The 21,967-nt window shown below is 68.0% G+C and carries 18 protein-coding genes and 4 tRNA genes; 2 read left to right on the top strand and 20 right to left on the bottom strand.

The annotated features are described in order from the left end of the window. Nucleotides 1-32: 32 nt before the first annotated feature. A complete protein-coding gene (locus J7U46_RS03855; RefSeq protein ID WP_282823512.1) occupies nucleotides 33-1,784 on the top strand; it encodes a hypothetical protein in 1,752 nt (583 codons plus the stop codon). 14 nt (nucleotides 1,785-1,798) lie between these two features. On the opposite strand, the gene J7U46_RS03860 is transcribed toward J7U46_RS03855, so the two are convergent. From J7U46_RS03860 to J7U46_RS03925, 14 genes are all read right to left on the bottom strand, one after another. Further along, nucleotides 1,799-2,341 carry a nitroreductase gene (locus J7U46_RS03860; protein WP_282823513.1) on the bottom strand — a complete coding sequence of 181 codons (543 nt, stop codon included), beginning with the start codon at nucleotides 2,339-2,341 and terminating at the stop codon, nucleotides 1,799-1,801. A gap of 48 nt (nucleotides 2,342-2,389) precedes the next feature. Further along, the gene (locus J7U46_RS03865) at nucleotides 2,390-2,788 is read right to left on the bottom strand and encodes a DsrE family protein (RefSeq protein WP_282823514.1); all 399 of its coding nucleotides are present in this window, start codon (nucleotides 2,786-2,788) and stop codon (nucleotides 2,390-2,392) included. Further along, nucleotides 2,767-3,195 (bottom strand): glycine cleavage system protein H, encoded by a 429-nt coding sequence (locus J7U46_RS03870; RefSeq protein ID WP_282823515.1) that lies wholly within the window; start codon nucleotides 3,193-3,195, stop codon nucleotides 2,767-2,769. The genes J7U46_RS03865 and J7U46_RS03870 overlap by 22 nt, the downstream gene beginning before the upstream one ends. A gap of 18 nt (nucleotides 3,196-3,213) precedes the next feature. Continuing rightward, nucleotides 3,214-3,309 (bottom strand) — tRNA-Sec (locus tag J7U46_RS03875). 19 nt (nucleotides 3,310-3,328) lie between these two features. Further along, a complete protein-coding gene (selB, locus tag J7U46_RS03880) occupies nucleotides 3,329-5,248 on the bottom strand; it encodes a selenocysteine-specific translation elongation factor (RefSeq protein WP_282823516.1) in 1,920 nt (639 codons plus the stop codon). Between the two features lie 21 nt (nucleotides 5,249-5,269). Further along, complete coding sequence (locus tag J7U46_RS03885) at nucleotides 5,270-6,376, bottom strand: transglutaminase domain-containing protein (RefSeq protein WP_282823517.1); 1,107 nt, start codon at nucleotides 6,374-6,376, stop codon at nucleotides 5,270-5,272. A 20-nt stretch (nucleotides 6,377-6,396) separates the two neighbouring features. Continuing rightward, nucleotides 6,397-6,924, bottom strand: a complete 528-nt coding sequence (locus J7U46_RS03890; RefSeq protein WP_282823518.1) for a TlpA disulfide reductase family protein — start codon at nucleotides 6,922-6,924, stop codon at nucleotides 6,397-6,399. Further along, nucleotides 6,921-8,363 carry an L-seryl-tRNA(Sec) selenium transferase gene (gene selA / locus J7U46_RS03895; protein ID WP_282823519.1) on the bottom strand — a complete coding sequence of 481 codons (1,443 nt, stop codon included), beginning with the start codon at nucleotides 8,361-8,363 and terminating at the stop codon, nucleotides 6,921-6,923. The genes J7U46_RS03890 and selA overlap by 4 nt, the downstream gene beginning before the upstream one ends. After that, entirely contained in the window at nucleotides 8,363-9,391 is a 1,029-nt protein-coding gene (gene fdhE, locus J7U46_RS03900) for a formate dehydrogenase accessory protein FdhE (protein WP_282823520.1), read from the bottom strand. The genes selA and fdhE overlap by 1 nt, the downstream gene beginning before the upstream one ends. Nucleotides 9,392-9,461: 70 nt before the next feature. Then, entirely contained in the window at nucleotides 9,462-10,091 is a 630-nt protein-coding gene (locus J7U46_RS03905) for a formate dehydrogenase subunit gamma (protein WP_282823521.1), read from the bottom strand. 11 nt (nucleotides 10,092-10,102) lie between these two features. After that, nucleotides 10,103-10,996, bottom strand: coding sequence for a formate dehydrogenase subunit beta (fdxH, locus tag J7U46_RS03910; protein ID WP_282823522.1), 894 nt, complete (start codon nucleotides 10,994-10,996; stop codon nucleotides 10,103-10,105). Nucleotides 10,997-11,007: 11 nt separating this feature from the next. Beyond that, nucleotides 11,008-14,079, bottom strand: a complete 3,072-nt coding sequence (gene fdnG / locus J7U46_RS03915; RefSeq protein ID WP_282823523.1) for a formate dehydrogenase-N subunit alpha — start codon at nucleotides 14,077-14,079, stop codon at nucleotides 11,008-11,010. A 160-nt stretch (nucleotides 14,080-14,239) separates the two neighbouring features. After that, nucleotides 14,240-15,334 (bottom strand): iron-sulfur cluster carrier protein ApbC, encoded by a 1,095-nt coding sequence (gene apbC, locus J7U46_RS03920; RefSeq protein WP_282823524.1) that lies wholly within the window; start codon nucleotides 15,332-15,334, stop codon nucleotides 14,240-14,242. A 122-nt stretch (nucleotides 15,335-15,456) separates the two neighbouring features. Continuing rightward, nucleotides 15,457-16,074 (bottom strand): LysE family translocator, encoded by a 618-nt coding sequence (locus tag J7U46_RS03925; protein WP_282823525.1) that lies wholly within the window; start codon nucleotides 16,072-16,074, stop codon nucleotides 15,457-15,459. An 81-nt stretch (nucleotides 16,075-16,155) separates the two neighbouring features. On the opposite strand from J7U46_RS03925, the gene J7U46_RS03930 reads away from it, so the two are divergent. Next, complete coding sequence (locus J7U46_RS03930; RefSeq protein WP_282823526.1) at nucleotides 16,156-16,971, top strand: alpha/beta hydrolase; 816 nt, start codon at nucleotides 16,156-16,158, stop codon at nucleotides 16,969-16,971. A gap of 15 nt (nucleotides 16,972-16,986) precedes the next feature. Here the strand turns inward: J7U46_RS03930 and J7U46_RS03935 are convergent, their stop codons facing one another. From J7U46_RS03935 to J7U46_RS03960, 6 genes are all read right to left on the bottom strand, one after another. Then, nucleotides 16,987-17,982, bottom strand: coding sequence for a family 43 glycosylhydrolase (locus J7U46_RS03935; RefSeq protein WP_282823527.1), 996 nt, complete (start codon nucleotides 17,980-17,982; stop codon nucleotides 16,987-16,989). Between the two features lie 18 nt (nucleotides 17,983-18,000). After that, nucleotides 18,001-20,490 carry a glycosyl hydrolase 115 family protein gene (locus J7U46_RS03940; protein ID WP_282823528.1) on the bottom strand — a complete coding sequence of 830 codons (2,490 nt, stop codon included), beginning with the start codon at nucleotides 20,488-20,490 and terminating at the stop codon, nucleotides 18,001-18,003. Beyond that, a complete protein-coding gene (locus J7U46_RS03945; protein WP_282823529.1) occupies nucleotides 20,487-21,506 on the bottom strand; it encodes a hypothetical protein in 1,020 nt (339 codons plus the stop codon). The genes J7U46_RS03940 and J7U46_RS03945 overlap by 4 nt, the downstream gene beginning before the upstream one ends. 183 nt (nucleotides 21,507-21,689) lie before the next feature. After that, nucleotides 21,690-21,765, bottom strand: a tRNA-Lys gene (locus J7U46_RS03950). Between the two features lie 26 nt (nucleotides 21,766-21,791). Further along, nucleotides 21,792-21,867: transfer RNA gene (locus tag J7U46_RS03955), tRNA-Lys, on the bottom strand. Between the two features lie 17 nt (nucleotides 21,868-21,884). Beyond that, a tRNA-Lys gene (locus J7U46_RS03960) sits at nucleotides 21,885-21,960 on the bottom strand. Nucleotides 21,961-21,967 lie beyond the last annotated feature (7 nt).

Below are 21,967 nucleotides of genomic sequence, written 5' to 3' on the forward strand. Positions count from 1 at the left end.
ACACCCGGCGGGCCCGTCTAGCATGCGGGCCCATGACAAGCATCCTGCGCACCCTCACCACACTGGCCATCGCCCTGCCCCTGGCCGCAGAGGCCCAGTCCAACACCAACTGCGACCTGCACTACCGCGTCACACCGCGCTACGACAGCCAGCCGCGCCAGCTCGAGGTAGAGCTGACGTTTGCTGCTGAAGGACGGCGCGAGAGCTGGCTGCGCCTGCAGGCGGGCTGGGCCGGCGTCAACGACTATGGCGCCTCGCTCACCCCAGCCACCGAGCAGCCGATCGGCGTGCGCCTGCTGGCCAGCGACAACATCAATCGCTGGAAGGTCGAGCACGAGCCCGAGGGCCGGGTCTCGGTGCGCTACCAGATCCGCGCCACGCTGGCCGACCCGGACGACGGCAAACCGCAGAAACAGGAGCATCTCTACCGCACGCAGATCGGCGTCGACTGGTTCCAGTTCTTCGGCTATGGCGTGCTGCCCAGCGTCGAAGCCTGGGGCGATGAGCGCAACGGTCGCATGTGCATGAGCCTCGCCCAGCCGGCGGCCAGCGTCGGGCCGTTGCTCGGCAGCTATTTCGATGGCCGCGTGCAGCCGAGGGCCGAGGTGGCCCTGCAGGGTTCGCAGGCCCTGCTGCGCCATGCCGTCTTCGCCGGTGGCCCGGGTTGGCGCGTCGCGGAGCGGCCCTTGCTTGGCGGCCCGGTGGTCACCGCCAGCCGTGGCACGCAAGGGCTGGACGATGCGGCCTTCGCCGACCAGGTCGCACGGCTGCTGGAGGCCCATCGCCGCTTCTGGGGCGACCAGAGCACGCCAAGACAGTCCGTGCTGCGCACACCCAACCACGCCAAGGGCAACAACGGCGGCACGCTGGTGCATCAGGCCGCCGTGCTGCACGTCAGCCCCGACTTCGGCCCCAGCAATGACAGCTTCGAGTTCCTGATCGGCCACGAGAACCTGCACCAATGGCTGCCCAATCGCCTGGGCGGCCGCGGCGCCGACGACGCGGATCAGGCGGCGCGGCACTACTGGATGTCGGAAGGCTTCACCGACTACTACACGCACCGCCTGCTGCTGGCCGGTGGCCTCTGGACGCTGGACCGCTATGCCGAGCAGCTGACCCGCGCGCTGCGAGCCTACTGGCGCTCGCCGGCCCGCAATGCCACGGCCGAGAGCATCGCGCCGCGCTTCTTCAGCGACCGCGACGCCGGCCGCCAGATGTATGTGCGCGGCGAGTTGCTGGCCATGGGCTGGGACCGCGAGCTGCGCCGCAAGAACCCGGCCGGGCTCGACGCCCTGCTGCGCGGCTTGATGCTGCCCGCCGAGCAGGCCAGTAAGGCCGAGCAGGCCCACGAACGCGTGCTGAAGGCCTTGACCACAGCACTGGGCAGCCAGCCCCGCGAACAGGTGCAGGCCCATGTGGCCGAGGGCCGCAGCTTCGAACTGGACGAAGGCCTGGCCGGCCCCTGCTTCGCGATGGGTTGGGCCGAGGTGCCCCGGTGGGTGCTGGGCTTCAATCCCGCTTCGCTCAGCAAGCACAGCGCCACCGACGTGCTGACCGACGGCCCGGCCCACCGCGCAGGCCTGCGCGAGGGCATGGTGCTGAAGGCCTGGTCGATCTTCGGCGGCGACGTCAGCAAGGAGGTCGTGCTGAAGGTCCAGACCGAGGACGGCGACAAGGAGCTGCGCTACCTGCCACTTGACGGCAAGAGCGACCGCCTGCCCAGCCTCACGGTGCGCCCCGGCGCGGCCACCGACGCCGCCTGCCAGGCCTGGATACGCCGCTGAAAGAGGGCGCGGCTTCAGCTGCGCCAGAACTGCAGGGCCTGCTCCACGCCGCCCTTGCGCGAAGGCCCGGCCGGGCGGCGCAGCGGCGTGCCAAGCGCAATCCAGCCGACCAGGATCTCGCCGGGCTCACAGAAAGCAGCCGCGAGACCGGGGTCGCGCACCTTGGCGCCGCTGAGCATCTTGCCGCCATAACCCATCAAGTGGGCGGCATTGAGGAAGTTGGCCAGCGCACCGCCAATGGCCGCCCATTGCTCATGCACCGGCACCTGCGGATGGCCCATGTCCAGCCGTGCCACCACGGCCACACTGACCGGAGGCCGCAGCGCGCGCTCGGCATCGAGCTCGGCGCCGGCCTCGTCCTTGCCGGCGGCACGGGCGGCCGCCGCGAAGAGCTCGGCCATCTGCTGGCGCGCCTCGCCGCGCACCGCCTTGAAGCGATAGGGCAGCAGCTCGCCATGGTCGGGCGCGCGCAGCGCGGCCTGCACCATCAGGGCCAGTTGCTCGTCGTCGGGGCCGGGCTCCACCAGGTGCTTGGGGCCGACGGAGTAGCGGCTCATCAAGGCTTCTAGAGCCTGCAGGGCGGAGGTCGTTGCGTCATTCATGCTTCAGAACACCAGGCAGCGCCAGGCCGGGTCGGCCAATCGGGCCATGAACTGTACGGCCCCGCCATGGCCCGAGCATTCGGCGATCAGCGCATCGCGCTTCAGGCCCTGCGCCGCCAGCGCATCGGTGCAGGCATAGAGCCGGGCGCCGTGGCCGACGGCCTCCTGCATCGCCTGAAGCACGGTCTTTTCGTGGCGCTCCGAGGCACGCAGCGCGGCGGCCACGCCCGGTTGCAGCAACAGCACCGAGCGGGCCGAGCAATAGATCTCGACCTCGAGCTCCATCGCCGCCGCCGCCGCCGCATGGAAGAACGGCGTGGCCAGGCGTGCCGGCTTGGACGGGTCGGCTGCCCAGAGCAGCAGGGCTACGCCCTTGACCGTCATTGCAGCTGGTTCAGCCATGCGTAGTGCTCCATCGCCGCGCGCGCGGCCTCACCTTGCAGCAGTTGGTGGCGCTCGGTGTCCAGGCTGTGCGGTCCAAGCCGCAGCAGCCAGCCTTCGCCATAGCAATCGGCCAGGATCAGCTCCGGCCGCTCGGCCAGCTGCGCATTGATCTCCAGCACCTCGCCGGAGAGCGGCGACTTGACCGAGACGATGGACTTGGCCAGCTCGACCACCGCCATCGAGCGCCCTTGAGCGATTTGCTCGCCCACCGGCTTGGGCCGGCACATGTAGATCTCGCCCGAGGCCTTGAGCCCCAGCGCCGTGATGCCGAGGCGGGCCGAGCCATCGGGCAGCAGGCGGGCCCAGGTCTGCTCGTCCACCAGGTAGAGCAGGTCCTCGGGCAGCTCGGTACCGGCGATCAGCATCGCCGGTACCGAAGCCAATGGCGGAAGAGAACAGGAGTCGAACCTGCCCGGCGACGCATGGCGCCACCCACCGGGTTTGAAGCCCGGCCGACACACCGGTGTCGTCTCTCCTCCGTTGAAATCATTCCGCACCTCACGCGGCCCGCTCCTCGGCCAGAAACAGCCGCGAATCGGCCCGCAGCTTGTGCAGGTCGCCGACGCGGCGCAGCAGCCCCACGCGGTCGAAATACTCCAGGACCTGGATCGCCCGTTTGCGCCCCAGGCCCGTGGCATCCCTGAAGCCCGCCGCCAGCACCTGGCCTTCAGGCCCCGCCGCCAGGCCGCGGGCAATGTCGGCCAGCTTATGGATCTGGGGCGCGCCGTAGTAGAGGTTTTTCACCACCTGGTGCAGCTCGCCCTGCTGGGCCAGGCGGGCCAGGGTGCTGCGCATCAGGGCCTCGCTCTCGCCGCTGTCTCGGGCCAGGTCGCGGGCCCAGGCGCCTTCGAAGCCGGCCTCGGCGAGCCGGGGTGCCACCTTCTGCGCGATGCGCTGCTCGGCCGCCGAGAGCTGCACGCCATGGGCCGGCAGATGCACGAAGCTGCCGCGCTGCGCCAAGCGGCCTTGCGCGCGCAGCCGCGCCAGCAAGGCGAGCCACAGCGGCTCGGGCAGACGCGGCGCACACACGCGGCGCAGGCGGCCAGCATCGGGGCCCAGTTCCTCGGGCTGGCGCTGGTGATAGTCCGCCAGGCGCTGCAGCAACAGGCCGGCCCAATGCTCGGCGGCCGCGTCAGCCAGCGCCCAGGCCGAGCCACCCTCGCGCACTTGCAGCGCCGCAGCCAACGCTGGTGGCTCGCGCAGGCCTTCGGCCGCGGCAAAGCGTGCGAGGTCCACACCCAGCGGCGCAGCCTCCAGCAAGGCCTGCAGGCGCGCCTCGGGCTCGGGCAGCTGCAGGGCCGCCAGCTCGGCCAGACGCTCCGGCGTGCGGCGGTAGCGCGTGGGAGCAAAAGGGTCAAGCACACGCCCGCCGGCCATCGTGCGGCTGGCATTGGCATCGCGCAGCACGATGCGGTCGCCACGCCAGGCCGCCACCGGCTCGCGCAGCAGCAGCTGCACCAGCGCTTCGCCGCCGGGCTCCAGCTGCTCGCGACTGAGCACGGCGACCGTGCCCATCACGGACTTGGAGCCGATGTGCACATGGACCACTGCGCCCGAACGCAGGGCTTTGGCCTCGGCCGGCCAGAGCTGCAGGCGCGCATCGAGCCGCTCGGTCTGCAGGCGCACCGCCGGATCGACCAGCCACTGCCCGCGTGCCACCTCATCTTTGGCGATGCCCACCAGGCCCACGGCACAGCGTTGGCCGGCCAGCGCCTCCCCAACCGCCGCGTTCTGCGCATGCAGGCTGCGAACGCGCAGCATCGAGCCGCGCACATCCGGCGTCAGCGTCAATTCATCACCGATGCGGACCCGCCCTGCGTGCACGGTGCCGGTGACCACCGTGCCAACGCCATCGAGGCTGAAGGCCCGGTCGATGGCGAGCCTGAAAGCAGCCCCCGCCGCACCACGCTGCGGCAGACGGGCTGCGACGTCGAACAACAGCTGGCGCAGCGCATCCAGACCCTGGCCGGTGGTGGCTGCAACCTCGAGCACCGGCGCCAAAGCCAGCGAGCTACCAGCCAGCAGCTCCGCGATTTCACTGCGCAGCAAGGCGATGCGCTCGGGCGAAGCACGGTCGCACTTGGTGATCAACACGGCGCCACTTGAGATACCCAACAGGCTCAGCACGGCCAGGTGCTCGCGGGTCTGCGGCATCACGCCGTCGTCGGCCGCCACCAGCAGGAGCGCGAAGTCGATGCCGGTGGCGCCGGCCAACATGGTGTGGACAAGGCGCTCGTGGCCCGGCACGTCGATGAAGGCGATGCGCTCGCCAGTGGGCGTGGGCAGGAAGGCGTAGCCCAGCTCGATGCTGATGCCGCGCTTTTTTTCCTCGGGCAGGCGGTCGGTGTCCACGCCGGTGAGCGCTCTCACCAGCGTGGTCTTGCCGTGGTCGATATGACCCGCCGTCCCTACGATCATGTGCCTACGATCACGGTGACCTCAGACGATCTCTTTCGCGCTGATCACGTAGCGGAAGTTGTCCGGCGCCAGCTCGTCGAAACGGCCGCTGCGGTTCTCGCCCTGCGGATACATCAGAAAGGCCAGCGAGGCCTTGCCGGCACTGCCGGGCAGCATCAGGTCGTGCGCCCGGTTGTAGCCGACCCAGTTGCCCTCCCAGCTGCCGAACAAGGCCTTGTCGACCGGTGCGACCACCGGATGCTTGCGGTCCTTGATCCAGTCGGCCGTTTCCTGCCGCGCGACCTTGAGCACGTCGGCCGGGTCCATCGCCACCCAGCCGCGCTGCTTCAGGTAGACCTCGGCCCGGCAATGCTGGGCGCCCTTCAGCGCCGCCGAGTTCGCACCGAGCTCCTTGTAACCAAAGGCTGAAGGCGCCACACGCAGGCCGTAGATGTCGCGGGCCGGCACGCCCACCGCGCGGTTCAGGCCCACGAAGATCGCATTCAGGTCCGCGCATTTGCCACCGAGGTTGCCGGTCTCCAGCATGGCCTTGATGTCGCCGATGCCGCAGCCGCGCACCTTGGGTTCGCGGTGGGCATTGGCCACCACCCAGTCGTAGATCGCGCGGGCCTTGTCGGCATCGGTCCTGGCGCCGCGCGTCACTTCGAGGGCCGTTTTGCGCACGATGCCATCGAGCGGCAGCAACTCGGTGGGCGCCAGAGCGGCGCGCAGCACCTCGGGGTCTTCTGCCACAGGCGCGCCCTTAGTGCCCCAGTCGAGCACGCGGTTGCGCGTCTGCACGCGCGTGGTGACCGAGAGGCTGGGTTCCTTCACCGCATCGCCGAACTCGGCATACAGCATGCGCGTGTCACGCGCCGCATCGGCCACCACTTGCGCCTGTGCGGCATTGCCGGTCCAGCTGTGGCCCAGCGTGCGCTGGTAGTCGGTCTCGAGGTCAGGCAGCGGCAGCCAGAGCTTGGTCGTCCCCTGCGGGTCGGCCACGGTGACCGTGAGCGTCAGATCGAACGTGCGCCACCCGGGGCTGGGCTGCGGCGCGAAGCGGCGCTCCTGGGCCCAGGCCGGGAGCCAGGTGCCGGATGCAGCCAGGGCGGCAGCGCCGGTGATCAGGGTTCTGCGATGCATGCTCATGTCGTCATTCCTTTCTCTACTCAAGCCTTGAGATAGCGCGCCACCCATTGGCGCATGTCAGAGCCATTCCAGTCGCGCTCGCCGACCACGCTGGCGCGGGCCAGGCCGGCCTTGTCGATCAGCACCGTGGTCGGGAACGCGCGCACGCCGAAGGCGCGCGACACCAGGCCGTCGGCATCGCGCAGCACCGGCAGCGAGAGCGGCATCTGATCCATGAAGCGCTTCAGCGCGGCATCGGTCTCGCGGAAGTTGATGGTCACGACGATCAGGCCTTGCGGCCCCAGCGTGGTGTCCAGCAACTCCAGCGAAGGCAGCTCGGCGCGGCAGGGCTCGCACCAGCTGGCCCAGAAATTCAAGAGCACGGCCTTGCCGCGCTGCTGGGCGAGCGACCAGGGCTGGCCCTCGGGAAAGCTGTTCAGCTGCAAGGCCGGCGTGGCCTGGCCCTTGGGCCAGGGACGTTCGGCGGCCTCGGCCCGACCCTCCGCAGCCGCCAGGCAGGCTGCACCCGCGAGCAGGATCTGGCGGCGGCGCTCGTTCAGCGGCTTCATGCCAGGGCCTCCTGCAGGAGCGGCAGCTGCAGGCTGAACTGCGCTGCATCGTCCAGGCAGCGCAGGTCCAGCCAGAGCTGGTCTTCGGCGATGCGGCCAATCACCGGCAGCGGCAGCGCGCGCAAAGCCGCCGAGAGACGTTCCAGCGCCCTGCCCTGGCCCTTGGCCGCGACTGGCGCGATGGCCAGGCCCGCCGACGGCAGGCGCTCGATGGGCAGCGAGCCCGAGCCGATCTGGCCCAGCATGGCGCTCACCCGCACCGTGTAGTGCGGCGCCAGCGCTGCCGCGAGCAGTGGTGCCAGTGCCTCGGCCTGCGCCTCGATCTCGGCCAGCGGGCGTGTCAGCAGGCGCAGCGTGGGCAGGTCCTGCGTCAGGCGTTCGGGCCGCAGGTACAGGCGCAGCGTGGCCTCCAGCGCGGCCAGCGGCAGCTTGCTCATGCGCAGCGCGCGCTTCATCGGGAACTTGCGGATGCGGGCTATGTACTCGCGCTTGCCGACGATCAGGCCGGCCTGCGGGCCGCCGAGCAGCTTGTCGCCGCTGAAGGTCACCACATCGCAGCCGGCTGCCAGCATCTCCTGCGGCATGGGCTCGCGCGGCAGGCCCCACTGCGAAAGGTCGACGAGGGCGCCACTGCCGAGGTCTGTGACCAGCGGTAGCCCGGCCGCATGGGCGATGGGCGCCAGCTCCGCCTCGCTCACCGCCGCTGTGAAGCCCTGCACCTGGTAGTTGCTGGTGTGGACCTTCATCAGCATCGCCGTCTGCGGCGTGATGGCGCCGGCATAGTCGCGCGCATGGGTGCGGTTGGTCGTGCCCACCTCGACCAGCGTGGCGCCGGCGCTGGCCATCACATCGGGCATGCGGAAGGCACCGCCGATCTCGACCAGCTCGCCGCGCGAGACGATCACCTCGCGCCCGCCGCCCAGCGCGGCAATGGCCAGCAGCACGGCGGCCGCGTTGTTGTTGACCACCGTGGCCGCCTCGGCGCCGGTGAGATCGCACAGCAGGCCTTCGACAAGGCTGTCGCGGTCGCCGCGCCCGCCGGACTCGAGGTCGTACTCGAGGTTGTTGGGGCCGCTCATCAGGGCCAGCAACTGCTGCAGCGCCGCATCGGCCAGCAGCGCGCGGCCGAGGTTGGTGTGGATCACCGTGCCGGTGAGGTTGAGCACGGCGCGCATGCGGCCTTGAAGGCGGTACGACACGCGCTGCTCCAGCTGCGCGTCGAGCGCATCCGGCGTCAGCTCGTCGAGGCTCAGCGCTTGCGCCAGCGCGCGCAGCCGCAGGCCGTCGAGCAGGGCCCGCGCCTCGCCGGCCACCAGCGTGTGGCCCTGCTCGTCCACCAGGGCGGCCACGGCGGGGCGGCGCAGCAGCTTGTCTATCGAGGGCAGGTCCTTCGGGGCTGCCTTCGAGCCGTGAACCACGGACTCTCGGGGCGCAGCCATCAGGGACTCCCGGGTGATGGATCGGGTGGCCCGGCTTCTGTCTCGGGGTCGCCGAACAGCAGCATCAGGTTGTGGCCATGGCGCTGCAGGCCGCTCTCGGCCAGCAGCAGGTCCAGCGTCAACGAGGCCAGGTCGTCGGCCTGCGGCTCGACGTTCTGATCACGCTCCATGTGGACGATCTTGAGGTAGTGGCCGCAGCTGTCACAGCACTCGGCCTGCACCACCGCCTGCTCGCCGGCGCTTTCACCCGACAACGCAGCCAGCGACTGGTAGCTGATGCCCTTGGTGCCCTGGCAATGGCTGCACTTGATGCGAACGTAATGCCACTGGCTGGCACAGAGGCTGCAGGCCAAATAGCGGATGCCCGAGCCCTCGGCACCGATGCGGCTGATGCTGGCGCTGGGGCGCGAACCGCAGCAGGGGCAGGTGGTGGGGTCGTCGGTGCGGCCGAAGGGTGCGAGCGCACCGGGCCGGGCCTCGCGCTCATGCCGGGCCTGCAACTGCTGCGCGAGGCGCACCCAATGCACCTGCAAGGCGGCCGCCACCAGCGGCGCGGCGCCGAGGTCCAGGCCCAGCATCAGGCCTTCGAGCAGGCGCTCGGCCTGGCGGTTCAGGTGCTCGTCGCTGGCTTGCACCAGTTGGTGGGCGGTGTCGCGCGCCGGGCCCACGGCGAGGCGTGCGGCCAGCAGTTCCATCAGCGAGCGCAGGCCTTCGCGCCAGCGGCCGTCCTGCAGGCCGAGGGCCGGCGTCAGCAGCGGCAGGCCGGCATTGGCGGCAGCTTCGATCTGCTCGGCCGTGGGCAGCTCCAATGCCACCGCATGCTTGAGCAAGGCGTGCTGCACCTCTGCCAGCTCGGCCAGGAAGAGCAGGTAGTCGCGCATCGCATGGCCCGCGGCCAGCTGGCGCAGGCGCAGCGCCCGCTCGGCGAACACGCCAGGCTCGGGCAGGCGCAGAAAGCTCAGCTGCTCGCCGGCGCGAACGGCGATTTCCTCTGGCGAGAGCAGCGGTGTGCCTGCGGTCAAGGACATGGTGCTCCGATCATCAGCAACAGCATCAGTAACAGCGACATCGAGCACCGATTGTGGACCTGGCGATCGTTCATTTGCCCCCGGTCATGTCTCTATGCCACAGCGCATGGTTCTGCTTGGCCCAGGCCTCGGTGACGGTGCCGCGCGTCATCGCACGCACCGTGCCCTTGACCCAGATCGCCGCATAGACATGCATGATCACGCCGAGTATCAAGCCGACGGCGGATGCGGCATGCAGCACGACGGCGAAGCGCCGCAGCAGGATGGGAAAGCTGCTGGCGAACCAGGGCTGCCAGAACATCACGCCGGTGACCAGCAGGATCAGCAGGCAGGCGCTCATCAGCCAGAACACGCCCTTCTGCCCGGCGTTGTACTTGCCCACGGGTGGCATCTTGCTCTTGTCGCCGCGCAGCATGTCGCCGCTGTGCTTGCGCCATTCCTTGTCGGCCTCGTTCAGCAGGTTGTCGCGCCAGAGCTTGGCGAACAGCAGCGCGAAGGCCAGCACCATGGCAAGGCCGATGAAGGGGTGGAGGATGCGCGCCCACACGCCCCCACCCAGCAGGCTGCTGAGGAAGTAGAGGCTGGGATGAAAGAAGGCGAGGCCGGAGGCGGCAGCCAGCACGAACAAAAGGGCGATGACCCAGTGGTTCATACGGTCGCCGTCGGTGTAGCGCTGCAGGAGTCTTTGCTTGTTGCTCATGATCGGCTCCTTCAGGCGTCGGCCTTTTGATCGGCATCCTGATCGACATCGTCCTTGGTCTCCACCGGCCCCACCTTCATGTAGTGGAAGAACCCGGCAAAGACCGCGCCGATCATGGCTGCCACCGCCAAGGGCTTGGCCACGCCCTTCCAGAGCGAGACCAGCGGGCTGATCTTCGGATCGGCCGGCAGGCCGTGGTAGAGCTCGGGCTTGTCGCCGTGTTGAAGCACGTACATCACATGCGTGCCACCCACGCCCGGCGGGTCGTAGACGGCAGCCTGCGCATAGCCGCGCTCCTTCAGGTCGACGATGCGCTCGGCGCCGAAGTCCAGCATGTCTTCCTTGGCGCCGAAGCGGATAGCGCCGGTGGGGCAGGCCTTGACGCAGGCCGGCTCCAGGCCCACGCCGACGCGGTCGGAGCAGAGGCTGCACTTGTAGGCCTTGCTGTCGACCTTGCTGATGCGCGGCACGTCAAAGGGGCAGCCGGTGACGCAGTTGCCGCAGCCTATGCAGTGCTCGGAGATGAAGTCCACGATGCCGTTCGTGTATTTCACGATGGCGCCGGGGGCCGGGCAGCTTTTCAGGCAGCCGGGGTCTTCGCAGTGCATGCAGCCGTCCTTGCGGATCAGCCATTCCAGCTTGTCCTGCTCGACCTCGACCTCGGAGAAGCGCATCACGGTCCAGGACTGCGGCGTGAGGTCGCGCGGATTGTCGTAGGTGCCCACGGTGTCGCCCACGTCGTCGCGCAAGTCGTTCCACTGCATGCAGGCCACCTGGCAGGCCTTGCAGCCTATGCAGGAGGAGACGTCGATCAGCTTGGCCACCTCGATGCCATGCCGGGCCTGGGGGCTCGGCGTGGTGGTGGCGGAGCGCAGCGCGATGTCGAGAGATTGAAGTGATGACATGGCGTGCTCCCTCAGGCTTTCTCGAGGTTGACGATGAAGCTCTTGTACTCGGGCGTCTGCGTGTTGGCGTCGCCCACGAAGGGGGTCAGCGTGTTCACAAGATAGCCCGGCTTGGCAACACCGACAAAGCCCCAATGGTTGGGCAGACCCACGGTGTGCACCCGCTTGCCGTCCACATCAAGCGAAGCAATGCGCTTGCTGACCACCGCCACGGCCTTGATGAAGCCGCGATTGCTGCTGACCTTGACCCAGTCTCCGTTGGCGACACCCTTCTCCTTGGCAAGCTCCTCGCCGATCTCGACGAACTGCTGAGGCTGCACCACCGCACTGCTGCGCACGTTCTTCGTCCAATAGTGGAAGTGCTCCGTCAGCCGGTAGCTGGTGGCCACGTACGGGAAGTCCTTGGACGTGCCGAAGGCCTCCATGTCGCCCTTGAACACACGGGCCGCCGGATTGCTCTTGGCCTTGGCATTACCCGGGTGCAAGGGGTTCGCAGCCAGCGGGGTCTCGAAGGGCTCGTAGTGCTCGGGCAATGGGCCCTCGGCCATGCCGGTAGGCGCGAACAGGCGCGCCACACCTTCGGCCGTCATGATGAACGGGTTGACCCGGTCCGACTCGGTCGGGTCGGCATCCGGGCGGATGTCAGGCACATCCGACCCGACGTAGCGCGTCCCGTTCCAACCCACCAGCTTGCGACGGGGATTCCAGGGTTTGCCGTTGGCATCGACCGATGCAGCGTTGTAGAGGACCCGGCGGTTCACCGGCCAGGCCCAGGCCCAGTTCAGCGTCTGCCCGATGCCGTAGGGGTCGCTATTGTCCCGCCGCGCCATCTGGTTGCCGGCTTGCGTCCAGGCGCCGGAGTAGATCCAGCAACCACAGGCCGTCGTGCCGTCGTCGCGCAGCAGCGCGAAGCTGGCCAACTGCTCGCCCGCCTTGGCCAGCACCTTGGTCGCATCTTTCGGATCCGTCACGTCAGCCAAGGCCTTGCCGTTGTATTCCTTGGCCAGCTCTTCCGCGGAAGGGCTGTTGGGAATCAGGTAAGGCCAGGTGAGCTTGACGATGGGATCGGGGAAGGCGCCGCCCTCCTTGGCGTAGGCCGCTCGCATGCGGGTGAAGAGCTCCGCGATGATCTCGATGTCGCCCTTGGCCTCGCCCGGAGGCTCGGCGCCTTTCCAGTGCCACTGCAGCCAGCGGCCGGAGTTGGTCAGCGAGCCCTCTTCCTCGGCGAAGCAGGTACTGGGGAAGCGGAACACCGTGGTCTGAATCTCCTCGCTCTTCACGTCGTTGTGCTCGCCGTAGTTCTTCCAGAACTCGGCGGTCTCGGTGTTGAGCGGGTCGATGATGGCCAGGAACTTGAGCTTGGAAAGGCCGGCGATGATCTTCTTCTTGTTGGGGAAGGAACCGACCGGGTTGAAGCCCTGGCAGATGTAGCCGTTGAGCTTGCCCAGGTTCATCATCTCGAAGGCTTGGAGGACGTCGTAGGTCTTGTCGAGCTTGGGCAGATAGTCGTAGGCCCAGTTGTTCTCCTTGGTTGCGGCCGCGCCCCACCAGGCCTTTTGCAGGCTGACGAAGAACTTCGGGAAGTTCTGCCAGTAACTCATCTGGTTGGGCCGCAACGGCTTGATCGTGCGGGCCTTCAAATAGATCTCGAGATCCTGCTCTGCATCCTTGGGCATGCTCATATAGCCAGGCAGCAGATGCGACAACAGACCCAGGTCCGTCAGACCCTGGATGTTGGAATGCCCACGCAACGCATTCATGCCGCCGCCTGCCAAGCCGATGTTGCCGAGCAGCAGCTGCACGATGGCGCCAGTGCGAATCATCTGCGAGCCCTGGCTGTGCTGGGTCCAGCCCAGGGCATACATGATGGTCATCACCTTGTTCGGCTTGGACGTCTCGGCAATCATCTCGCAGCACTTCAGGAACTTGTCCTTGGGCGTACCGGTGATCTTGCTGACCATCTCGGGCGTGTAGCGCGAGTAGTGCTGCTTCATCACGTTGATGACGCAGCGTGGGTGCTGCCAGCTCGGGTCGACCTTGGCGAAGCCCTTGTCGTCCATCTCGTAGCCCCAGCTGGACGGGTCGTACTTGCGCTTGGCCTCGTCGTAGCCCGAGAACAGGCCATCGTTGAAGCTGTAGGCCTCGCCGACGATGAAGCTCGCGTTCGTGTAGTGCTTGACGTACTCGTGCTGGATCTTGTCGTTGGCCAGCAGGTAGTGGATGACGCCGCCCAGGAAGGCGATGTCCGAGCCCGCGCGAATCGGCGCGTAGTAGTCGCTCATGGCGGCCGAGCGTGTGAAGCGCGGGTCCACCACCAGCAGCTTGGCCTTGTTCTTGTGCTTGGCCTCGATCACCCACTTGAAGCCGCAAGGATGAGCCTCGGCGGCATTGCCGCCCATGATCAACACGAGGTCAGCGTTCTTGATGTCCACCCAGTGGTTGGTCATCGCACCGCGCCCAAACGTCGGGGCCAGACTGGCCACCGTCGGGGCGTGTCAAACGCGCGCCTGGTTGTCGAAGACCTGCATCCCCATCGAGCGCATCGTCTTCTGGGTGATGTAGCCCGATTCGTTGGAGGAGGCGGAGGCACACAGCATGCCGGTACTCAGCCAGCGATTGACCGTCTTGCCGTCGGCGTTCTGCTCAATGAAGTTCGCGTCGCGATCCGCCTTCATCAGCTTGACGAGGCGGCCCATCGCTTCATCCCAGCTGACACGCTTCCATTCCTTGCTGCCAGGCTCGCGGATCTCGGGCCACTTCAGCCGGTTGGGGCTGTGTACGAAGTCGAGCAGGCCGGCACCCTTGGGGCACAGCGTGCCGCGATTGACCGGGTGGTCCGGGTCGCCCTCGATGTGCATGATCTCGCTGGTGACGTTCTTGGCCTTGTCGCCGAGCGAATACATGATGACGCCGCAGCCCACCGAGCAGTAGGGGCAGGTGTTGCGGGTTTCGGTGGTACGGGCGAGCTTGAAGTTGCGCGCTTCGGCCAGGGCGGCCGTGGGCGAGAAGCCCAGCGCGACAAGACTGGATGCGGCCAATCCCGCTCCACTCACCCGGAAGAACTGCCTCCGGTTCATATCCATCGGGTCGTCTCCTGCTGCGGGCTCACCCGCTTGTAGTGCGGCCGTCACGCGACACGTAGCAGTGATTCCCTCACATCCGGGCGCCGCTGTCCACTGCGGGGCATCCCAGGACGGGCGCCGGGCCGCATCGCGCCCAGCCCCGGCGTAAACCCTAGGTCTATCAGCTGTTCTTGGAGACGGTGATGGTCGGGAACTTGGCCGAGAAGTCCTTGGCCTGGGCCGCGATCTTGATCGCCACCTTGCGGGCCAGGGCCTTGTAGAGCGAAGCCACCTCGCCATCCGGCTCGGCCGCCACGCTGGGCTTGCCGGCATCGGCATGCTCGCGGATGGACAGCGCCAGCGGCAGGCCGCCGAGGTAATCGACGCCATATTGCTGGGCCATGCGCTTGCCGCCATCGGCGCCGAAGATGTGCTCGGCATGGCCGCAGTTCGTGCAGATGTGGACCGCCATGTTCTCGACGATGCCCAGGATGGGCACACCCACCTTCTCGAACATCTTGAGGCCCTTCTTGGCATCGATCAGGGCGATGTCCTGCGGCGTGGTCACGATCACGGCGCCGGTCACCGGCACACGCTGGGACAGGGTCAGCTGGATGTCGCCGGTGCCGGGCGGCATGTCGATGATCAGGTAGTCCAGGTCTTGCCAGCGGGTCTGGCGCAGGAGCTGATCGAGTGCCTGCGTGGCCATGGGGCCGCGCCAGATCATGGCCTGGTCTTCCTCGACCAGGAAGCCGATGGACATCAGCTGCACGCCATGGCTGATGTGCGGCTCCATCATCTTGCCGTCCTGGCTTTCCGGGCGGCCGCTGACGCCCATCAGCATCGGCTGGCTGGGGCCGTAGATGTCGGCGTCCAGGATGCCCACGCGGGCGCCCTCGGCAGCCAGGGCCAGGGCCAGGTTGGCCGCCGTGGTGCTCTTGCCCACGCCGCCCTTGCCCGAGGCCACGGCGATGATGTTCTTGACGCCGGGCAGCAACTGCACGCCGCGCTGCACCGCATGGGCGATCACCTTGCTGCGCAGCTCGACGCTGACATTGCCGACGCCGGGCACGGTGCGCGCGGCCGTCACGAGGGCACTGCGCAGGCTGTCGATCTGGCTAGCGGCCGGATAGCCCAGTTCCACCTCGAAGGCAACCTGGTCACCCGCGATGCGCAGGTTTTTCAGCTGGCGGGTGGAGATGAAATCCTGGCCGGTGTTGGGATCAACGACGGATTGCAGGGCTTGCAGCAGGCTGGCTTCGGTGATGGCGCTCATAGGCGCCGGAGTTTAGTTCCGACTGCACATCCCTCCGGGATATGAGTCTTCTCTGAAGCGCAAGCGCTTTAGTTCCGACTGCAGACCTCCGGGATATGAGTCTTCTCTGAAGCGATAGCGCTTTAGTTCTTGGACAGAGCCAACATGCCGCCGAAGGCCATGAAGGTGGCGCCGCCCACCCGATTGAGCGTGCGGCCGCCCCGCTCGCTCTTCAGCCAGTGCCGCGCGCGCTGTGCGCACAGCGCGTAGCCGCTGTGGATCAGGATGACCAGGGCCGCATAGCTCAGCACCAGCAACACGAACTGCGGCACATGAGGGGCGTCGTGGGCGATGAACTGCGGCAGCACCGAGAGGAAGAAGAAGATCGCCTTCGGATTGGTGAACTGCAGCGACAGCGATTCCAGGAACAGCGCCATCGGCTTGCGTGGCGGCTCGCCCTCCTTCAGGTCTTGCAGCGCGAGGCCCGGCGAACGCCACAGCTTGACACCCAGCCAGACCAAGTAGCCGGCACCGACGATCTTGATCAGGGTGAAAGCCAGGGCCGAGCTGGCCAGCAGCAGGCCAAGGCTGGTGGCCGATATGGCCGCCACGATGGTGGCGCCGCTGGCGATGCCGAGGATGCCGGGCAGGCTGGCTCGCCAGCCGCTGCGCAGCGCATTGCTGAGCGTCATCAAGACGCCCGGGCCGGGGCTCAGCACGGTGGCACTGGCCATCAACAGAAAGAGGAAATACAGGCGCATGGGCGGCAATGCTATGCCAAGCCGGCCAATCGCTCAGCCACTTGAGCGACAGATTCCCCCTCGCCTGCCTAGAGTGCCGGCATGGATCAAGCAGCCCCCGCCCCCACCGAACTGATCGCCCTGAGCGACGGCCTCCCCAACCAGCTCGAAGGCCACTGGCCCGACCGTCATTGCCGGCAGCTCACGCGGCTGGAACTGCATGCCTACCGGTGCGCCGGCCCAGCGCGAGGCCGCGCCCTGGTCTACGCCGGCGGCGGCTATCTGCAGCTGGTGCACGATAAGGAAGGCGTGGAAGTGGCCCGCTGGCTCAACGCGCTCGGGCTGGATGCCTATGTGGTGATGCACCGCCTGCCGGGTCAGGACGACGGCCGGGGTGGCGTCTGGCCCTTCGACCAGGCCTTGCAGGACGGCCTGCGCTGCCTGGATCACCTGGCCACGCTGCCGCCACTGCCGCTGCTCCATGTGGGCCTGTCCTCCGGCGGCCATCTGGCCGGCGTGATGGCCTGCCAGCCCCATGCGCTGCAGGCCTGCGGCGCCGTGATCGCCTACGCGCCGCTCAATGCCAATCACCGTCGCTACAAGGCACCGGCCGGCAAACCAGACTTCCCGCCGCCCGAGAAACAGGCCTTCTACGACGCCTGGCCCATAGGCATTGCGGCCGAGCCCCATGGCTTGCCACGCATGCCGGTGTTCCTCGCCTATGCGCTGCACGACGCCATCGTGCCCATCGACCATGCGCTGAACTTCATCAAGGCCCTGCAGCAGACCGGCGGCCAGGTCGACGCCCATGTGTTCGCCGACGCGCCGCACGGCTTTGCCCTGCGCGAGCTCGAAGGCACGCAGGCGCAGTGGCCGCTGCTGGCCGAGCGCTGGATCGAGGCGCGGCTGGCGCCTTGAGCGCCAGCGGTTCGTTCAGCGCGCCACGCGCCTGGCGAAATCGGCCACGCCCTCGCGCGTGCGCTCCAGTTTGCGGATGCTGCCGTCCTCGTTGAACTGCAGGTACTCGGCCGCCACATGGCGCTGCTTCTTGGCGCAGGCGGCGCCGGGTGTGTCCAGCCAGCGGTGATAGAACAGCAGCCACTGGCCCTGGTACTGCACGATGGAATGGTGGTTGTTGCCGTTCTCCGGCTCCATGAACACGCCGCGATAGGTCCAGGGGCCCTTGGGCGAGCGGGCCGTGTAGTGGCTCAGCGCGCGGTTGTTCTCCGGCATGGTGAAGTAGTAGAGGCCCTGGCGCTTGAACACCCAGGGGCCTTCCATCTTGGGCTCGTAGCCGCCCATGTCCATCTTCTGGAGCCCGCCCTTGAGGCCACGCAGGTCGTCGGCCAGCTCGACCACGTGGTAGTCGGCGCCGGAGCCGTGGAAATAGAGGTAGGCCTTGCCGTCGTCGTCGATGAACAGCGCGGGGTCATTGGCATAGGGCTTGCGCCACAGCGGGCCGCCAATCATGTCCTTGAAGGGGCCGGTGGGCGAATCGCTCTCGGCAATGCCTATGCCCATCCACTTGGTGCTGCGCTTCGGGTCTTCGCGGTCCTTGATGCCGGTGCCGGCCGGGAACACCAGGTAGTACTTGCCGTTCTTGTAGGCGGCATCGGGCGCCCAGGCATAGTCGTCCGCCCACTTGAGGTCCTTGATCGCCAGCACTGGGCCATGGGCGGTCCAGTTCACGAGGTCGGTGGACGAGAAGGCATGCCAGTCCTTCATGTGGAAGTCCTGCTGGCATTCCTCGTCATGCGAGGTGTAGAGGTAGAGGCGACCGTCGGCCCAGACATGGGCGGACGGGTCGGCCGTGCGCAGCATCGCGCCCAGGTTCAAGGGGTTCTGCGCGAGGCTGGCCCGCCAGGGCAGCAGGCCCAGTAGCAGGGCCGGCAGGAGCCAGGGCAGCGAGCGTCGGGTCAGCGGCTTCATGGTCATTTCCCGTGGGGTCTAGGGGCTGCAGGTGCCGGCCTGTAGCTCGGCGCCGTCGAACATCAGGCCGGCTTGCGCCGTGCGCAGCCGGAGCTTCTCAGAGGCGCGTACTTTCAGTGTCAGCATGATCGTCAGGCGATTGGAGAGCACGCCCTGGGCCCAGGCGGCATCCTGCTCGCCACGCGGCCAGCGCAAGGCAAGGACTGCCTCCTCATCATCGCGCAGCAGTTCGGCCTGCCAGGCCGTGGCCCGGTCGGACGGGTAGCTGGGCAGCAGGTGCACGCGCAGGCAGGCCGCCCCGGCGAAGCCCGGATCGGCCGCCAGCCGCAGCGTGGCCCCGGCTTCGCGCGCCATCAGCACGCCCTCGCCTCGCCCCAGGCCGGCCAGGCGCTGCCAGCCTCGCTCATCGCTCACGCGCAAACTGGAGAACAGGCCGGCCGGTGCTGTTCGCTCGGATGTCACCGGCGCCAGATCGGCAGCCGCGCGCCGGAGGTCTTTCAAGGCATCGTCGGAACGGCCACCCAGGCCAGGTGCAGGCAGCAGCGGCGCCTGCAGGCGGAAGCTGGTCCAGAGGCCATCGGCCGGCTCCTCGGCCAGGATGCCGGCCCATCGACCCTGGTTGTAGCGCGCGGTCAGGGCCTTGAGCCGGCGGTCGGCGCGCACCGCCTGCGCAGCGAGCAGGCGCGCGGCGGCGGGGTCACGCTCCAGCGTCGTCGCGTAGCGCTCCAGGGCGAAGAAGCGCTCGTTGGCCAGGGCCGAGGCGCGCAAGGGGTATTCCACAAGTTGGAAGAAGGCGGCCGCCTGCTGCGGCGCCATCTTCGGGCGCAGATGATCGAGCGAAATCAGCAACTGCCGGAAGCGCTGCAGGCGCTCGTCGATGGCGGCGGCCGAAAGCCCGCTGCGGCGCTGCCGCTCACCGGCCAGGTGGTATTGCAGGTGCTCGGGGCGGCGCCCGAAGTTGAGCCGGTAGTAGCCGTCCCAGAGCTGCGCCACGGGTTCGCTCGCTGCCGGGCCGAACAGGCGCGCCGCGAGGCCACGCAGATAGTCCTGCTGGCTCAGGGCCGCGACGCCACGCGGGTTCCAGGCCAGGTCGAACCAGTGGCTCAGGTTGATCTCGGCGGGCTTGATGTCGCCGGCATTGACGATCCACACGCGCTCGGCGCCCGCATCGAAGGCCCGCAGCATCTCCGCCGCGACAAGGGCTGGCGGCGTGGTGCTGAGCCAGAGGTACGACAGCGGCGCGCCGAGATAGGACAAGTGGTAGTAGACGCCCGAGCCGCCGCTGCGCCGCTGCTGCTCGGCATCGGGCAGTTGGCGGATGTAGCCGAAGTTGTCGTCCGGCCAGACCAGGGTCACGTCCTCGGGAATCGACAGGCCGGGCGGCTCACGCATCAGGGCCAGCACCTCCTTGTAGGGCACGAAGATCTGCGGCAGCCGGGCCGGATTGCCAACCTCCCGCGCCAGCAGCTCGCGCTGGTCGGCGATCAGGCGAGACAGCAGGGCCTGCTTGGCGGCCACGCTGCTCGCGCCCTGCATGGCCGAGTCGTGGATGCCGCGCATGCCGAGGGTGTAGAGGTTCTCGTAGCGCCCGTTCGCTTGCAGCCGCTCGCGCCAATAGGCGCGCACGCCCTCGGGATTGGCCGCGTAGTCGTAGCGCTCGGGCTTGTCACGCCATTCCGCCACGTTGTTGCGCAGCAGCGGCTCGGCATGCGAGGAGCCCATCACGATGCCGTAGCGCGAGGCCAGTGCGGCGTTCTCGGGCCGCGCGTTGAAGGCGCCCGACACCTGGTGCATCGCCGGCCACAGGGTGTTGGCCTTGAGACGCAAGAGCAGCTTGAACACCTGCTCGTAGCTGCGCGGGCCTATGGCGCCGGCCTCGGGCTCGAAGGTCTGCGAAGCCCAGGGGAACAGGCCCCAGTCCTCGTCGTTGATGAAGAGGCCGCGGTAACGCACCGCCGGGCCTTCGGTCCAGGGCTTGGGCAGCGACAGGTACAGGAGGCCGCGCTTCAGCGGCGCGACGTCGGCCCACCAATGCCAGGGTGAAACGCCGAGGGCCTGCGACAAGGTGTAGACGCCGTAGGCCGTGCCCCGCCGGTCTGCGCCGGCGATCACCAGGGCCGCCGCCACGCCGGGCGCGGGCTGGCGAACCACGGCCAGGGTGAAGCATTCCCAGCAGCCGGCCAGCGGTTTCAGATCCAGTTTTCCCGAGGCTGCCAATGCGTCAATGGCGGGATGACGCCCGGCCGTGCCGACCCAGATCTGCAGGCCGGTTCCGGCCGCAAGACCGAGCGGCCCTGCGCCGGCTCGCAGGCCCAAGCGGCGCAAGTCCAGGGCCAGGTCTTGCGCGACGAACATCTCGAGCGGATCGGCATCGACGGCATGCCAGACGTCCGCGCCCTGCAGGGCCACTCGATCAGGGCCAGCAGTGGTCGACACCTGCAGCTGGGCCCGGGCCGGCAGCCACAGCCCCAGTGCGAGCAGCAGCGCTGCCAGGGCGCGCAAGCTCATCGCCGACTGCCGAAGAGCTGGCGCAGGTCCGGCGGTGGCGCGTCGCGATCCACGCTGAGCCAGCCGTCGTCCCCCAGCTTCAGCTCGGCGACCTGGATCACGCTGCGCTGGTGGTAGCGGTCGTCGATCGCCGCAGCGGCCTCGTTGCCCTGGTGGACGAAGTAGAAGATGAAGGCGCGGCCGCCCACCACGACCACGTCGGGATGCTGGCCCTTGGCCCGATCCGTGTCATGGCGGCCGGGCTCGGCAAGCAGGCGGGCGGGCTGCTCCTGCCACTGCACGGCGTCGCCAGAGCGCATCACCAGCAGGCCGCGCCAGAGGTCGGCCACCAGCCACCATTGCTCCTTGAAGCGGAACACCTTGGGCCCTTCGGCCGCACCGGCGGTCACCGGGCCCAGGAGCTGCCATTGCTGCAGATCGGCGCTGTCAGCGGCGAAGAGCTTGCTGCCTTGCGCCTCGTCCTTGAACCACAGCCGCCAGCGGCCATCGGCCAGCCGCACGACCGAGGCGTCGATGATGCGCTGCGAACCGAGGTCGAGCTGATCGGCGCAGTGCCAGCGACGCAGGTCGGTGCTGGTCAGGTGCTGCAGGAAGCGCGTGCCGGTCCAGCGCGAATGGATGCCCGGAACGACGGTCAGCCAGAGGTGGTAGACGCCCTCGTGCTCGAGGATCTCCGGCGCCCAATGCGTGCTGCGATCCACCGGCCCGCCCGTGCATTCGGACGGGAACTCGGCATCGCCCTCGCGCTGCCAGGTGTTGCCATCCTCGGTGCTGGCGATGGAGACGCGCGTGCCATGCACCCAGCTCACATCTTTGGGATCTTCGAGCCGCAGCGCGGCGCGGCGGTTGGTATAGAACATCTCCCAGCGCCGCAGGCCTTGGTTGAACACCAGGCTCACGTCGGCCGCGCCATCGAACAGCGGATCGCGGTACAGCGGGCGCGGCGCCTGGGCTGCAGCCGACTGGCTCAGCAGCAAGGCGGCGCCGAGGCACAGGAGGCGGATGAGGGCATGCATGGCGAGGGCAGCAGGATGAGGGCCGCGCCACCATAGCCGGCGCCCCGTCGAGCGTCATCAGCCTGCGCAGAACGCTCAGCAACTTGCTTGCTTTGACAAAGCAACTGGCTTGCTTCGAAGAGTGAGCGCCCAACGCAAAAGGGACCTGCTTTGCAGCAGGTCCCTTTGACGATTCGGGAGATTTGGTGGGCCCTGAAGGATTCGAACCTTCGACCAACGGATTAAGAGTCCGCTGCTCTACCAACTGAGCTAAGGACCCGAATTCTGGTCCGCTTAGGAGTTTCGTGGTGGGCCCTGAAGGATTCGAACCTTCGACCAACGGATTAAGAGTCCGCTGCTCTACCAACTGAGCTAAGGACCCACGAAACCACTAATGACTGGTGGGATGTGCAGGATTCGAACCTGCGACCAACGGATTAAAAGTCCGCTGCTCTACCGACTGAGCTAACATCCCTCCTTCA

The organism is Pelomonas sp. V22 (assembly GCF_030014915.1).
Classification (GTDB): domain Bacteria; phylum Pseudomonadota; class Gammaproteobacteria; order Burkholderiales; family Burkholderiaceae_C; genus JAUASW01.

Coding starts and splice junctions, on each gene's coding strand:
- J7U46_RS03855 (WP_282823512.1), top strand. CDS start 33: ATGACAAGCATCCTGCGCACCCTCACCACACTGGCCATCGCCCTGCCC.
- J7U46_RS03860 (WP_282823513.1), bottom strand. CDS start 2,341: ATGAGCCGCTACTCCGTCGGCCCCAAGCACCTGGTGGAGCCCGGCCCC.
- J7U46_RS03865 (WP_282823514.1), bottom strand. CDS start 2,788: ATGGCTGAACCAGCTGCAATGACGGTCAAGGGCGTAGCCCTGCTGCTC.
- J7U46_RS03870 (WP_282823515.1), bottom strand. CDS start 3,195: ATGCTGATCGCCGGTACCGAGCTGCCCGAGGACCTGCTCTACCTGGTG.
- selB (WP_282823516.1), bottom strand. CDS start 5,248: ATGATCGTAGGGACGGCGGGTCATATCGACCACGGCAAGACCACGCTG.
- J7U46_RS03885 (WP_282823517.1), bottom strand. CDS start 6,376: ATGAGCATGCATCGCAGAACCCTGATCACCGGCGCTGCCGCCCTGGCT.
- J7U46_RS03890 (WP_282823518.1), bottom strand. CDS start 6,924: ATGAAGCCGCTGAACGAGCGCCGCCGCCAGATCCTGCTCGCGGGTGCA.
- selA (WP_282823519.1), bottom strand. CDS start 8,363: ATGGCTGCGCCCCGAGAGTCCGTGGTTCACGGCTCGAAGGCAGCCCCG.
- fdhE (WP_282823520.1), bottom strand. CDS start 9,391: ATGTCCTTGACCGCAGGCACACCGCTGCTCTCGCCAGAGGAAATCGCC.
- J7U46_RS03905 (WP_282823521.1), bottom strand. CDS start 10,091: ATGAGCAACAAGCAAAGACTCCTGCAGCGCTACACCGACGGCGACCGT.
- fdxH (WP_282823522.1), bottom strand. CDS start 10,996: ATGTCATCACTTCAATCTCTCGACATCGCGCTGCGCTCCGCCACCACC.
- apbC (WP_282823524.1), bottom strand. CDS start 15,334: ATGAGCGCCATCACCGAAGCCAGCCTGCTGCAAGCCCTGCAATCCGTC.
- J7U46_RS03925 (WP_282823525.1), bottom strand. CDS start 16,074: ATGCGCCTGTATTTCCTCTTTCTGTTGATGGCCAGTGCCACCGTGCTG.
- J7U46_RS03930 (WP_282823526.1), top strand. CDS start 16,156: ATGGATCAAGCAGCCCCCGCCCCCACCGAACTGATCGCCCTGAGCGAC.
- J7U46_RS03935 (WP_282823527.1), bottom strand. CDS start 17,982: ATGAAGCCGCTGACCCGACGCTCGCTGCCCTGGCTCCTGCCGGCCCTG.
- J7U46_RS03940 (WP_282823528.1), bottom strand. CDS start 20,490: ATGAGCTTGCGCGCCCTGGCAGCGCTGCTGCTCGCACTGGGGCTGTGG.
- J7U46_RS03945 (WP_282823529.1), bottom strand. CDS start 21,506: ATGCATGCCCTCATCCGCCTCCTGTGCCTCGGCGCCGCCTTGCTGCTG.